The sequence below is a fragment of the Microbacterium sp. Leaf288 genome, assembly GCF_001422925.1.
Lineage (GTDB): Bacteria > Actinomycetota > Actinomycetes > Actinomycetales > Microbacteriaceae > Microbacterium.
Map to the genome: position 1 here is coordinate 242,219 of NZ_LMNI01000011.1, position 13,676 is coordinate 255,894.

11 protein-coding genes are annotated in these 13,676 nt (G+C 71.4%); 7 read left to right on the top strand and 4 right to left on the bottom strand.

Annotated features, from left to right (window positions below; genetic code table 11):
* Positions 1-20 precede the first annotated feature (20 nt).
* Positions 21-2,081, bottom strand: coding sequence for an NAD(+) synthase (locus ASF40_RS10505; protein ID WP_056368811.1), 2,061 nt, complete (start codon positions 2,079-2,081; stop codon positions 21-23).
* A 96-nt stretch (positions 2,082-2,177) separates the two neighbouring features.
* Here ASF40_RS10505 and ASF40_RS10510 point away from each other — a divergent pair, with 96 nt between their 5' ends.
* The 4 genes from ASF40_RS10510 (at position 2,178) to ASF40_RS10525 (ending at position 8,261) form a co-directional block, all read left to right on the top strand.
* The gene (locus ASF40_RS10510) at positions 2,178-5,807 is read left to right on the top strand and encodes a TM0106 family RecB-like putative nuclease (protein ID WP_056368813.1); all 3,630 of its coding nucleotides are present in this window, start codon (positions 2,178-2,180) and stop codon (positions 5,805-5,807) included.
* A gap of 92 nt (positions 5,808-5,899) precedes the next feature.
* A complete protein-coding gene (locus ASF40_RS10515; RefSeq protein WP_045296530.1) occupies positions 5,900-6,220 on the top strand; it encodes a DUF3467 domain-containing protein in 321 nt (106 codons plus the stop codon).
* Positions 6,221-6,438: 218 nt separating this feature from the next.
* Positions 6,439-6,999 (top strand): hypothetical protein, encoded by a 561-nt coding sequence (locus tag ASF40_RS10520; RefSeq protein ID WP_056368814.1) that lies wholly within the window; start codon positions 6,439-6,441, stop codon positions 6,997-6,999.
* Positions 6,996-8,261, top strand: coding sequence for a type III PLP-dependent enzyme (locus ASF40_RS10525; protein ID WP_056368816.1), 1,266 nt, complete (start codon positions 6,996-6,998; stop codon positions 8,259-8,261). Before ASF40_RS10520 ends, ASF40_RS10525 begins: the two co-directional genes overlap by 4 nt.
* 18 nt (positions 8,262-8,279) lie before the next feature.
* Here the strand turns inward: ASF40_RS10525 and upp are convergent, their stop codons facing one another.
* Entirely contained in the window at positions 8,280-8,912 is a 633-nt protein-coding gene (upp, locus tag ASF40_RS10530; protein ID WP_056368818.1) for a uracil phosphoribosyltransferase, read from the bottom strand.
* A gap of 99 nt (positions 8,913-9,011) precedes the next feature.
* Here upp and ASF40_RS10535 point away from each other — a divergent pair, with 99 nt between their 5' ends.
* The gene (locus tag ASF40_RS10535; protein ID WP_056369864.1) at positions 9,012-9,443 is read left to right on the top strand and encodes a nucleoside deaminase; all 432 of its coding nucleotides are present in this window, start codon (positions 9,012-9,014) and stop codon (positions 9,441-9,443) included.
* Positions 9,444-9,544: 101 nt separating this feature from the next.
* Here ASF40_RS10535 and ASF40_RS10540 read toward each other — a convergent pair whose 3' ends face one another.
* Positions 9,545-10,879 carry an HNH endonuclease signature motif containing protein gene (locus ASF40_RS10540; RefSeq protein ID WP_235560208.1) on the bottom strand — a complete coding sequence of 445 codons (1,335 nt, stop codon included), beginning with the start codon at positions 10,877-10,879 and terminating at the stop codon, positions 9,545-9,547.
* A 206-nt stretch (positions 10,880-11,085) separates the two neighbouring features.
* Between ASF40_RS10540 and ASF40_RS10545 the strand changes: the two genes are divergently transcribed.
* Positions 11,086-11,811 carry a DUF2306 domain-containing protein gene (locus ASF40_RS10545; protein WP_056368819.1) on the top strand — a complete coding sequence of 242 codons (726 nt, stop codon included), beginning with the start codon at positions 11,086-11,088 and terminating at the stop codon, positions 11,809-11,811.
* Positions 11,812-11,900: 89 nt separating this feature from the next.
* On the opposite strand, the gene ASF40_RS10550 is transcribed toward ASF40_RS10545, so the two are convergent.
* Positions 11,901-13,148, bottom strand: a complete 1,248-nt coding sequence (locus ASF40_RS10550) for a hypothetical protein (protein ID WP_056368821.1) — start codon at positions 13,146-13,148, stop codon at positions 11,901-11,903.
* Positions 13,149-13,290: 142 nt separating this feature from the next.
* Here ASF40_RS10550 and ASF40_RS10555 point away from each other — a divergent pair, with 142 nt between their 5' ends.
* A complete protein-coding gene (locus ASF40_RS10555; RefSeq protein WP_056368823.1) occupies positions 13,291-13,641 on the top strand; it encodes a hypothetical protein in 351 nt (116 codons plus the stop codon).
* Positions 13,642-13,676 lie beyond the last annotated feature (35 nt).

A 13,676-nucleotide genomic window follows, 5' to 3' on the forward strand; every position in this document is an offset into this window, starting at 1 on the left:
GGGCCGCGGCATCCGCTCCGTCAGTCCTTCACGAGATCGGGGAGGGCGGCCTTCAGCTCCGCGAGCCACACGCGGGCGTTGCCGTCGGAGGGGGCGCGCCAGTCGCCGCGCGGTGACAGCGACCCCGCGGGCGAGACCTTCGGACCGTTCGGGATCGCGGAGCGCTTGAACTGCGCGAACGCGAAGTAGCGCTTCAGGAACACCTGCAGCCACTTCGCGACCGTGGGCAGGTCGTAGGCGTAGCGGTCCTCATCGGGGAAGCCGGGCGGCCACGCGCCCGCCTGGGCATCGCCCCACGCGTGGGCGGCGAGGTAGGCGATCTTCGACGGGCGGAACCCGTACCGCAGGATGTGGAACAGCGCGAAGTCGTGCAGCGCGTAGGGGCCGATGCGGTCCTCGGTCGACTGCATCTTGCCGTCCTGGCCCATGGGCACGAGCTCGGGCGAGATCTCGGTGTCGAGCACGGACTGCAGCACCTCGGCCTCGCGGTCGTCGACGCCCTCGCGCTCGGAGATCACCCAGCGGATCACGTGCTGGATGAGGGTCTTCGGCACCCCGGCGTTCACGGCGTAGTGGCTCATGTGGTCGCCGACGCCGTAGGTGGCCCAGCCGAGGGCGAGCTCGGACAGGTCGGACGTGCCGATGACCATGCCGCCGTGGTGGTTGGCGAGGCGGAAGAGGTAGTCGGTGCGCAGACCCGCCTGCACGTTCTCGAACGTGATGTCGTGCACGGGCTCGCCGTCGGCGAACGGGTGCCCGAGGCGTTCGAGCATCTCGATCGCGAGCGGGCGGATGTCGATCGTCTCGATCGACGCGCCGACCGATTCGGCGAGGGCGATCGCGTTGGACTTCGTGTGCTCACTCGTTGCGAAGCCGGGCATCGTGTACGCGAGGATGTCGCTGCGCGGGCGCCCCATCAGGTCCATGGCGCGCGCGACCACGAGCAGCGCGTGGGTCGAGTCGAGTCCGCCGCTCACGCCGATCACCGGCTTCGGGCCGCCGATCGCGCGCATGCGCTGCACGAGACCTGAGACCTGGATGTTGAACGCCTCGTAGCAGTCCTGCGCGAGGCGCGCGGGGTCGTCGGGCACGAACGGGAACCGGTCGAGCGTGCGGCGCAGCCCCACGTCGGTGCGGGGCGGGTCGAGCCGGAAGTGGACGGTGCGGAACGAGGCATCCGCCCCCGTCGCGCGGCGGTTGTCGTCGAAGGTGCCCTGGCGCAGGCGATCCTGGCGCAGGCGGTCGAGGTCGACGTCGGCGATCGAGCGGCGCGGCCCGTCGGGGAACCGCTCGGTCTCGACGAGCAGGTTGCCGGCCTCGTAGATCATGGTCTGGCCGTCCCACGAGAGGTCGTTCGTGGATTCCCCGGCGCCCGCCGCGGCGTACGCGTAGGCGGCGAGGCAGCGGAGGGACTGCGACTGGCAGAGGTCCTTGCGGTCCTCCGCGCGCGCGATCGTGATCGGGCTGCCGCTGAGGTTGAGGAGCACCGTGGCCCCCGCGAGCGCCGCGCGCGACGACGGGGGTATCGGGACCCACACGTCCTCGCACACCTCGGCGTGCACCACGAGACCGGGGACGTCGAGCGCCTCGAACAGCAGGTCGGGTCCGAACGGCGCCTCGAGCTCGCCCACGCGGATGTCCTGGCCCGCCTGGTCGTCGCCCGGCGCATACCAGCGGCGCTCGTAGAACTCGCGGTAGGTCGGCAGGTAGGACTTGGGTGCGACGCCCAGCAGTTCTCCGCGATGGATCACGACGGCGCAGTTGTAGAGGCGGTTGCGGTGGCGCAGCGGCGCGCCGACGACGAGCACCGGGAGCAGCTCGACGGATGCCTCGACCAGCCCCTCGATCGCGGTGACGACCGCGTCGAGAACGGGGTCCTGCATGACGAGGTCGTCGATCGCGTAGCCGGTCAGGCACAGCTCGGGGAAGACCGCGACGGCGACCGCGTCGGCATCGCACACGCGCGCGGCCTCGAGCACGGCGTCGGCGTTGGCGGCGGGGTCGGCGATCTCCACCGGGATCGTGCACGCGGCGACGCGGGCGAACCCGTGCCGGTACGCGCTGTCGAAGGGCAGGCTCATGGGGTCAAGTCTGGCAGGTGGGGCATGGGGGCGGAGATGGGGCATGGGGCAGAGGTGTCGGGGGGCGCGGCTATCGTCGTGGAAGAAGGGCGGGGTATGCGATACATCGAGGACGAAGGCCGGATCGTCTGGAGCGCGAGCGATCTCAAGACCGCTGCGGAGTGCGAGTTCGCGTGGCTGCGCGCGATCGACGCGCGACTCGGTCGCGTGGCCGCGGTCGAAGATCCGGAAGACCTCACCCTCGAGCGCGCGGGGCGCCTCGGCACGGTGCACGAGCGCCGGGTGCTCGCCGACTACATCGAGCGCTACGGGGATCGCGTGGTCGAGATCCCCGAGACGCGGTCGTCGGATGCTGCGGCCCTCGCCGACGCGGTCGCCCAGACGAACGCAGCCCTCGCCTCGGATGCCGAAGTCGTCTACCAGGCCGCGTTCTCGACGGAGTCGTTCGTCGGTTTCGCGGACTTCCTCGTCCGCGACGAGTCCGGGCGCTGGCTCGTGCAGGACACCAAGCTCGCGCGCCACGCCCGCGTGACCGCGCTCATGCAGCTGGCCGCATACGTCGACCAGCTCGACCGCCTCGGGGTCGCGCGCTCCGGCCGGGTGCAGCTGCTGCTCGGCGACGGCAGCGTCAGCGAGCACGAGGTCGACGACCTGCTGCCCGTGTTCGCGCTGCGGCGCGAACGGCTCGCCGCGCTCATCGCGGACCGCCGCCTCGACCTCCGAGCGGCGGGGGAGCCGATCGCGTGGGGCGACCCGCGGGGCGAGCTCGGCGTCGTCGCGTGCGGGCGCTGCGCGACGTGCGACGCAGAGGTCGTGGCATCGCGCGATCTGCTGCTCGTGGCGGGGATGCGCCCCGTGCAGCGCGAGCGGCTGCGCGCCGCCGGGATCGAGACGATCGAACAGCTCGCCGGGGCGCCGAGCGGGCCGGCGGGCATGAACCCCGACGTGTTCGCGTCGCTGCGCACGCAGGCGCGCCTGCAGCTCGAGAGCCCGGCGGGCACGCCGCCGCTCATCGCGCCGAAGACCGTGCCGCACGAGGTCGTCGTGGCGGAGAGCGTGCTCGCAACGGACGGCGCGTCGGTCGCCCAGGCGACGGTGGCGGCCGTGCTGGAGGCCCCTGCGGCCGTTCCTGCTCCGCCGATCCCGGTGTTCGAGGTCGTCGCCCCCCAGGCGCTCGGCGCGCTTCCGCGGCCCGACCACGGCGACCTGTTCTTCGATTTCGAGGGCGACCCGCTGCACACCGAGCCGCCGACGCCGGGGGAACCCACGCAGTGGGGCATCGACTACCTGTTCGGGTGGGTCGACACCCGCGAGCAGTACACCGCGCTGTGGGCGCACTCGTTCGCCGACGAGAAGCGGGCGCTCGAGACGTTCCTCGACCTCGTGAACCTCCGCCGACAGCAGTTCCCCGGCATGCACATCTACCACTACGCGCCGTACGAGCCGACGCATCTGCTCGCGATGGCGGCGCGCCACGGCGTGCGCGAGGCCGACGTCGATCGTCTCCTGCGCGACGGCGTGTTCGTCGACCTGTACCCGATCGTGCGCCGGGCACTGCGCGTCGGCTCCCGCTCTTACTCGATCAAGAAGCTCGAGCCGCTCTACATGGGCGATGAGGTGCGCACGAGCGACGTGCAGAAGGGCGACGACTCGATCGTCCGCTACGTCGAGGCGCGTGCGCTGCAGGCCGACGGCGCCGAGGCCGAGGCAGGCCTCGTGTTCGATGACCTCGCGGACTACAACCGCTACGACTGCGTCTCGACCCGGCGCCTGCGCGACTGGCTCGTCGACCGTGCGCGCGAGGCGAAGCTCGTGCCGTCGCCGAATCCCGAGCCCGACGAGCGGGCGTACGAGCCGTCGCCGCGCGCGACGCTGCTCGATGCGCTCGCCCTCGGTCACCCTGACGACTCGATGGCCGCGCGATCGCTACGGCTCGGCGCTGCGGCGATCGACTACTACCCGCGCGAGGCGAAATCGTTCTGGGCCACGCACTTCCTGCGGCTGCGCGAGCCCGTCTCGCTGTGGGAGGAGACCCGCGACGTCGTCGCGATCGACCCCGCGCGCAGCGTCGTGCGCGAGGACTGGCACTTCCTCGAGAGCGGCAAGGGCGGCGAGCGGCGCATCGTCGAGCTGCGGGGCGACCTCGCCCCCGGCACACGGCTCAGCGAGGGCACGAACCCGTTCGCGCTGTACGAGCTGCCCGCACCGTTCCCGTTCGAGGCATCGCCGCGTTGGATCCATGCGTACCGGTCGGTGACCGTCGTCGAGGTGCTCGACGACGGCGCGGTGATCGAAGAGACCGCGGTCGACGGAGTGACCTGGAGCGAACTGCCCCTCGCGCTCACCCCGCAGGCGCCGCCCGCCGCCGGCAACCAGCAGAAGGCGATCGACGCGTGGGCCGACGCCGTCATCGCGGCTGCGCCGGAGCTTCCGGCCGACCCGGCCACCGACATCCTGTGCCGTCGTCCGCCGCGCACCCTCACGGGAACCCTTCCCGCGGTGGGGGACGACGCGGTCGACGCCATCGCACGCGCTGTGCGCGACCTCGACCGCAGCTACCTCGCCGTGCAGGGCCCGCCAGGAACCGGCAAGACGTACGTCGGCTCCCACGTGATCGCCCGCCTCGTGCGGGACCACGGGTACAAGGTCGGCGTGGTCGCCCAGGGGCACGCGACCATCGAGCACCTCCTGGACCGCGTCATCGCGGCGGGGGTGCCTGCGGTCCAGGTGGGCAAGGCGCCGAAGGACGCGACGGCCGGGCACGCGTTCACCGTGCTCCCCAAGAACGGCGTGGCTGCCTTCACGGCCGAGCACGAGGCATCCGGTTACGTCATCGGCGGCACCGCGTGGGACTTCAGCCACGAGGGTCGTGTGCCGCGCGGGAGCCTCGACCTCCTCGTCGTCGACGAGGCCGGTCAGTTCTCACTCGCGTCGACGATCGCGGTGTCGCTCGCCGCGCCCCGGCTGCTGCTGCTCGGCGATCCGCAGCAGCTGCCGCAGGTGAGCCAGGGCACGCACCCCGCCCCCGTCGACACGTCGGCGCTCGGCTGGGTGATGGACGGTGCCGACGTCATCCCGCCCGAGTACGGGTACTTCCTCGCCGAGACCCGGCGCATGCGTCCCGAGGTCGCGGCGCCCGTGTCGACGCTGTCGTATCGCGGCGAGCTCGAGGCGCACCCCTCGACGGCGCTGCGGCGCCTCGGCGGCGTCGCCGCGGGCCTCGTGCCGATCGCGTTGCGCCATCACGGCAACGCCACGCAGTCGCTCGAAGAGGCTGCGGAGGTCGCCCGCCTGGTCACCGATCTGATCGGACGGGAGTGGACGGATGCCGCCACCTCCGACACGGACGGCTCCTCGGTCGCGCTGCCGCCGCGGCCGCTCGAGCAGCAGGACCTCATCGTCGTCACGCCGTACAACGCGCAGCAGGTCGCGGTCGAGGAGGCTCTCGCCGCCGCAGGATTCCCCGATGTGCCCGTCGGCACGGTCGACAAGTTCCAGGGCAAGGAGGCTGCCGTCGCGATCGTGTCGCTGGCGGCCTCGAGCGGGCGCGACGCCCCGCGCGGGCTCGAGTTCCTGCTGCTGCGCAACCGCCTGAACGTCGCGATCTCGCGCGCGATGCACACGGCGTACGTCGTGTACTCGCCGGGGCTCCTCGACGACCTGCCCTACACCCCTGAGGGCGTGGCTCGGCTGAGCGGTTTCGCGCGACTGGTCGGCCGGGGCTGAGGCCCGCGTAGACTCGCGCACACGTCGCACACGACAGCCCCCGAGCGTCTCGCACCGGTCTGGGACGAGACACCCGCCGAACAGGAGCACGCATGGCCGACGACGCCTCGCAGCAGTTCGAGATCGACCTCCCGCCCGAGCTCATCGGCGGCAACTACGCCGACTTCGCGAACGTCTGGCACACGCCGACGGTGTTCGTGATGGACTTCCTCACCCTCGCACAGCCGCCGCGCGAGCAGGTCGACGCCGAGACCGGCCAGCGCCACACGGTCGTCCCGGCGCGCGTGGTCAGCCGCATCCGCATCCCACCCGACCAGGTGTTCGAACTCGCGAAGGCGCTGACCCAGCAGCTGGAGTTCTGGGAGCGGGAAACCGGTCGCCGCAACCCGCAGGAGCCCCCGCTCGGCGACTGAGGCGGTACCCGGACGACGCGTCCGAGTGGTGGATCGTTACACTGCCGACGCGTCCGAAGTCAACCCCTTTGGGTGGAAAATTCCGGCCACGTAGCCTTGCCACGCGTCGTAAAAAGCGCACTGGCGCGGTATCCGTTCGGCGAGGGGCGGATGCCGCGCCGTCGCGTGTCCGGTATCACTGCCTGTGCTTCCTCCTCTGACACACGGAGGAGGACGACATGACCACGATCGACCAGCCGCTCGCGACGATCGCGACCACGCATGAGGCGGCAGCTCAGACCCCGACGACGACGGATGCTGCGCCCCGGCGCCGCGGGATCGTCTTCTGGATCGTCCGCTATCTGCCCGCCGAGGTCGCCGGAACGGCCGCGATGGTGGTCGGGGGACTTCTCGCCACCCTTTGGACCGACGCGGCACCGCTCATCGCCGTGGCGGCCCTCCTCGGCGAGATCATCGGCTTCTATGCCGTGCTCGCGGTCACGATCTACATCGAGCAGGCGCCCGTCTCGGCGACACGACGGCGGGCTGCCGGCCGCACGGCGGTACTGCTGGTGGCGGAGTTCGGCGCGGCCGAGCTGCTCGACACCTTCCTGGTGCGCCCGGCGGCACTGATGCTCGGCGTGTGGCTCATCCCCGATCCGCTCTGGGGCATGCTCGCCGGCAAGATCGCCGCCGACATCGTGTTCTACGCGGTCGCCGCCGGCGCCTTCACCGTCACCGCCAGGACCGGCCTGCGCGACGCACGCAGCCCTTTGAGCGCGAAGGAGGTGTCGACGTGAACCTCGCGGCCCTCCGACGTGAGCCCCGCACGACCCGGGCACTCGAGAGCAGGCGCCGGGCCGAGGCATCCGCTCTGCTGTCGTCCGTCGCGGCTCGCGCGGCCATCGCGCTGCACGGCACACCGCTGCTGCTGCTCGATCCGGAGCGCGTGCGCCGCCAGCACCGGCACCTCCGCAACGCGCTGCCGTTCGTCGGGTTCCACTACGCGGTCAAGGCGCTCGCCCACGACGCCGTGCTCGACGTCCTCGACGATGCCGGCTGCGGGTTCGACGTGGCGACCGGCGAGGAGCTGGCGATGCTGACGCGACGCGGTGTCGCGGCATCCCGCATCATCCACACCCACCCGATCAAGAAGCCCGCCGAGATCGCCGAGGCGCTGGCCGCGGGGGTGCGCACCTTCGTCGTCGACAACGACGTCGAGATCGAGAAGTTCCGCGGCGCGCCGAGCGACACGCGACTGCTCGTGCGTCTCGCCTACCGCAGCCCGCACGCGAAGAGCGACCTGTCGAGCAAGTTCGGCGTCGGGCCGTTCGAGGCGGCGCATCTCGTCGAGCGTGCGCATGCCGCGGGCATCACGGTCGCCGGCTTCAGCTATCACGTGGGCAGCCAGCTTGACGATCCGGCCCGCTTCGCCACGGCCGCCGCCGACACGCTCGAGCTCATGGGCATCCTCGAGCGGCGCCTCAACGTGCAGTTCGACACCCTCGACATCGGCGGTGGCTTTCCGGCGTCGTACGACTCCGAGTCGGCGGCCATCGAAGACGTCGCCGCAGTGCTCCGTCCGGTGCTCGAGCCGCATGCGCGGCGGCTCGACATCATCGCCGAGCCCGGACGGGTGATGGTGGCCGACGCGATGACCCTGGTCACGAGCGTCGTGGGCATCGCCGAGCGCGGCGACGGTCGCTGGTACTACCTGGACGACGGGCTCTACGGCTCGTACTCGAACGTGCTCACCGAGGACGTGCACCCGCTCGTGTTCGCCGAGCGGGATCTCAGAGGCACGACGGACGCGGCGAACCACCGCTGGGCGACCCTCGGAGGCCCGACCTGCGACTCGTCGGACGTGATCGCGCGCGAGGTGCTGCTGCCCGACCTGGCGGTCGGTGACCTGCTGGTGAGTCCGACGATGGGTGCGTACACGACGGTCACCGCGACGCGGTTCAACGGTCGCCCGTTCACACCGGTCGCCGTGGTCGGTCGCGGTGCGACGACCGCCGAGGTCGCCGTGGCATCGGATGTGCGCCGCGTGCCGATCGTATGATCGCGCGGATGTCGCGGGTCAGACCGTCCCGTACAGCCGGTCGCCGGCGTCGCCGAGCCCGGGCACGATGTAGCCCTTCTCGTTGAGGCGCTCGTCGAGCGCACCCAGCACGAGGGTGACGTCGCGGCCGGCGACCTGCTTCTCGATCGCCGCGACGCCCTCGGGGGCGCCGAGGATGCAGATCGCGGTGACGTCCTGCGCCCCGCGGTTGAACAGGAAGTCGATGGCCGCGCCCAGCGAGCCGCCGGTCGCGAGCATGGGGTCGAGGACGAAGCACTGGCGGTCGCTCAGGTCGTCGGGCAGACGCTCGGCGTACGTCGTGGGCTCGAGGGTCTCTTCGTTGCGCGCCATGCCAAGGAAACCGACCTCCGCAGTGGGCAGGAGCTTGACCATGCCCTCGAGCATGCCGAGGCCGGCGCGAAGGATCGGCACGACGAGCGGCCGCGGGTCGTCGATGCGCACACCGGTCGTCGTCGTGACGGGCGTCTGGATCTCGATCGGCGCCACTCGGACGTTGCGCGTCGCCTCGTAGGCGAGCAGCGTCACGAGTTCCTCGGTGAGCTGGCGGAACACCGGCGACGGGGTGCGCTGGTCGCGCAGCACCGTGAGCTTGTGGGTGATGAGGGGGTGGTCGGCGACGTGCAGGCGCATAGAGACAGGTTAGTGCGTCGGCACCCCCGAACCCGGGGCGACTTCTTCGCGGGCGGCTACGCTCGTGCTGTGCTTCCCGCCCCCGCCGACCTCACAGCGATGGACCGCGCGCTCGCGCTCGCCGCGGCCGCGGGTGACGCGGGCGACGTTCCCGTGGGGGCGGTGGTGACGGATGCCGCCGGCACGGTGATCGGCGAAGGCCGCAACCTTCGCGAGGCCCTGCACGATCCGACCGCGCACGCAGAGGTCGTGGCTCTTCGCGCAGCGGCAGCGGCGCGCGGCAACTGGAACCTCGAGGGGTGCACGCTCGTCGTGACCCTCGAGCCCTGCGTGATGTGCGCGGGCGCGGTGCTCCAATCGCGCGTCTCGCGGCTCGTCTTCGGCGCTTGGGACGAGAAGGCCGGCGCCGCGGGCTCGGTGTACGACGTCGTGCGCGACCGGCGCCTGCCCTATCGGGCAGAGGTCGTCGCGGGCGTGCGCGAGGCCGAGGCATCCGCTCTCCTGCGCAGCTTCTTCGACGCGCGCCGTTGATTCGACTGGTCCTGCGGCGCACTGAGCTCGTGCTGCGCGGGCGTGCTCGAACCCGGTGATGATCGTGGCGCGCCAGTTCTCAGTCGGCCGTCTGCCGTCGGTCAGAAGGGCGCCCGTGCGTCTCGCGGATCGTCGCCTACTGGACGCCCGGAGGGTCGTACGGTGAATGTGGGGACTTTGCGTTCGGGGTGGACGACGTAGCGTCGCCCGGTGGGGGATGTCCAGGCCACCGCGCCGCCGGAGCCTTCGATCTGGCGGACCTGCCAGCCGGTGTTGTCTTTGACGAGGTGGTGCCCTTTGCAGAAGGGCAGGGTGTTGTCGAGGGCGGTTTCGCCGCCGTCGGCCCATCGGATCTGGTGGTCGATCTCGCACCGGGAGGCCGGCATCGAGCAGCCCGGGCCCATGCATCGGTCGGCGCGCCATCTGACGAGCCTCTTCAGCGGGGCGGGTGGCGGATAGGCGTCGCGGCCGACGGAGAGCACGAGACCGGTCTCGGGGTGGGTGAGCACCCGCATCCACCGGCTGTCGCCGCCGCACAGTTCGCGGGCCTTGGACAGCGGGATGGGGCCGATACCCTCCACCACCGGCGGGTCGCCCGCATCGGCGTACTGCTCGTCGAGGAGGGCGAGCACCGGTACGGTCACGACCACCTGGGCACGGATGCCCGACGCCGCCGCCGGAAGGTGGTCAGTGGTGCCGTCGATCAGGAGGTCGGCGGCGACATCAGCACGGAGCTGGTCGAGGGTGCGGGTCCCGCCCGCGACGGGTGCGATCGCTTTCGCCATCTGGGTGAGACGGCCATGGATCGCGTGGATCTCGACCGCGGGCGCGAAGATCCACAGCCCGGCCATGCCGTCCTGCCCGCGCTCGACGACGACGCGCCGCGCTCGGAGCGCGCGCTGGTGCCGTTCCTCCAGGGTCGTCGCCTGCGCGGTCTCGATCAGAGTGCGCAGCGCCCGCCGGAAGGTGCCCACCGGTTCCGATTCGGCCAGCGGCACCGCGCGTTCGAGCAGCCGCTCCCGCAGCTCCGGCGGCGCCTCGTCGAGGAGGTCGGCGATGATCTCGGCGTGCTTGTCGGTGATCCGACCGGAACCCAGGGCCTCGAGCGCCGGCCGATAGCGCCGCACCAAGGCCTCGGCCTGCGCGATCAGACGCCCGGCGGCGTACTCGGTGACGCGCATCGCCGCCGCGAGCTCGAGCCGGATCGATCGTTCGACGATGTCGCGCACTCCGTCGCCGCGGCCGGTGGCCTCGCGCAGCAGCTCGCGCCGCATCGCGTCGATCCGCATCAGACGCTCCGCCGCGAACACCGACATCATCGTCGCGGTCTCCACGACCAGATCCACCGCATCCGGCACTGGCGGCGCGAACTCTCCGTCAGCCTCGAACGCCCACGCGTCGTCCTCGCGATCAGGCGGAGGAGACATCTTGGACATGACTCCACACTAGAACAAATATTCGAATCTCGCAATCATCAGAATCAAGAATCGCAGGGCCCGAGGGCCGGGTTTCGCAGAAGCCGCCGACCGCACCCGACTGCTGCGCGCGGCCGCGGCGCACCGCTGATACGGGGGACAGCCCCGCGTGTTCGGGGGGACAGCACCCTGCTGGGGCGCTCGGCCGCGGGCCTAGCGTGACGGCCATGACCCGCCTCATCGAACCCGTCCGGACCGCCCCCGCCGTCGCACGGCCGGGCGGTATCCGTTCCCGCGTCGGCTGGACGTTCGTCCTGCTGACGGCGCTCGCGATCGTCGCATACTCCGCCGTGCCGTACTTCACCGCGTCGCTGGCCGACCTCGCCGGGCAGGACGTCGGCCTCGCGCCGACGTACGCCGCCGTGCACCCGTTCGTGCAGGGCGCGCTGTACGTCCACATCGTCGGCGGGGCGACGGCGCTCGTCACCGGACCGCTGCAGTTCTGGCGCGGTTTGCGCGCCCGCGCCCCGCGCGTGCACCGCTGGATCGGTCGCGTGTACCTGGTCGCGGTGGCGATCGGCGCGATCGGCGGCCTCGTCATCGCGCCCTCGAGTCCCGCCGGCTATGTCGGCTTCTTCGGATTCGGCGCGCTCGCGGTGCTGTGGCTCATCACCGGCTGGCGCGCGTACCGTGCGATCCGCCGCCGCGACGTGCCCAGCCACCATGCCTGGATGATCCGCAACTACGCGTTGACCTACTCCGGCGTCATGCTGCGCGTCTGGCTCCCGCTGCTGCTGATGGCGCCGCTCGTGCTCGGGCAGCCGTGGGAACTCGACTCCGCCTTCGCGAACGCCTACGCCGCGGTGCCGTTCCTGTGCTGGCTCCCGAACCTCGTCTTCGCCGAGTGGCTGATCCGCCGTCGGGGCCTGCCCTCGTACCGCCTGCCGGTCTGACTCCCGACGGGGCCGACCCCTGAACCAGCGACGGATCACAACGGCCGCCGTCGTGCACCGCGCGGAGACCCGTCGGGATCGATGCGCGCTCAGCCCTCACGACGTCGCGTCACAGCCCACATGATGAGCCCGGCGGCGGCACCGACGGCGATGCCGGCGAGCATCCCGAAGGTCCACCCCTGATCTACGGGTCGGTCCTCCACCACCCACTCGCGGATCAGGTCCCGTGCGAGGTCGGCGGAGCCGATCGATGCCGCGGTGAACCCGGATTCGTAGGTCGCGAAGGTGTGCGCCGCGCCCGTGTCGGCGTCGACCCACTGGAACTCGGAGCTGTTGTCTTCGGCGTAGGTCTGAAGCACGACGGTGTCGTCGTCGCGCCAGCCCAGGGCCGCCGCATACTCGACGCCCGCCAGTGCGAACGTCTGCGTCGTGCCGGCCGAGAGTGCGGAGATCTGCAGCGTCGCGGAGCTGGTCAGCGTCCTGCCCGTGGGCTTGTCCACCCACACGGGGTCGTGGACGAGCGTCACCAGGCGGGTGCCGTCCGGTGACCACGCGTCGTCGCCGAACGCCTGCCCCGTCAGCTCCGCGGGGAGTTCATGGATGCTGTGCCCCGCGGCATCCATCATCACGGCGCCCTGCGACGTCTGCGCGACGACGCGAGATGCATCGGGGGCCAATGCCGCGGATGTCACTGCGTCCAGCGAGTACTCGAGCAGGTCGCCGCTCGACAGGTCGAGCAAGGCGAGTGCGCCGCTGAACGGCGGGTCGGTGTACCGGCTCATCTCACCGTCGCCGAGCAGCACCAGGACGTGGTCGCCGTCGGAGGCGATGCTCAATGGCACGGCGCTGCGCCCGACACCGATCGACACCTCTCGGTCGGTGCCGTCGACGAGGGAACGGACGAGGACGCTGCCGTGGCCGTTCGCGCCGGCGATCACCGCGAACGTTCCGTCGGCTGAGAGCACCATGGCGGCGGGGTCGCCCTGGTCGGTCGGCACCGAGCGCTGCTCGGCGGCACCGAGGCGCCGGTATGTGCTGCCGTCGACGCCGAGTGCGACCGCCTGCGGGGAGTCCATGAATTCGACCCCGATGCCGTTCTGGTAGATCATCGTCGCCGGCATGTCGAGGTCGCCGTGCGAGACGAACCACGAGTAGGTGGCGACCGCCGTGGGAAACGCGGGGGAGCTCGAAGGCGGCGGGGTCCAGGAGGCGATCAGCGCGGGAACCGCGACCGCGGAGAACCCGACCGCACCCGCGATCAGCGCAGGCAGGAGCGGCTTCCGCTTCTTCGGCCGCGGTACGGCCGGTGCGTCGTCAGCAACCGTCACGGTGGTCATCGCAGCCCCTGCCTGCACGCTAGCGGTGAAGAGCCGTCGGCGGAACGACCGGGAAGTGAACAGCGGGTTCCCTGTGGGCGGCCGACGGGCGGGGCACGCAGTCGTGGTCGACACCTCCCAGGCGTGCCACTAGTGTTCCGGTGTGTACTGGGCGACGTCGCGCGATCGGCTGACGACAGCCGGAGCCGTCGCGCTCGCAGCGGCAGCCGGCGCCGTGCTCGCTCTCTGGGCCTACCGCGTGCTCTGGGTGCAGAACTCCGGGACCCCGGCCGCACTGGACGCGAATGAGAACGCGGCCGTGTTCGCCTGGCTCGTCGGCTGGCTGCTGCTGATCTGTGCAGCGGGTGCGGCTGTCGTGCTGCTCGCGAGCGTGATCGGGCGGATCAGCGCCCGAAGGCCGCCCCTCATCGATCTCGTCGCGCTCGGAGCCACGGCGGCCCTGATCATGGCGGCGATCGCACTGGCTCCGCTGTGGGCCACGACGTCGGTCTGAGCCTGGCCGCCGGGCGAGGGTTTCGTGATGCTCTT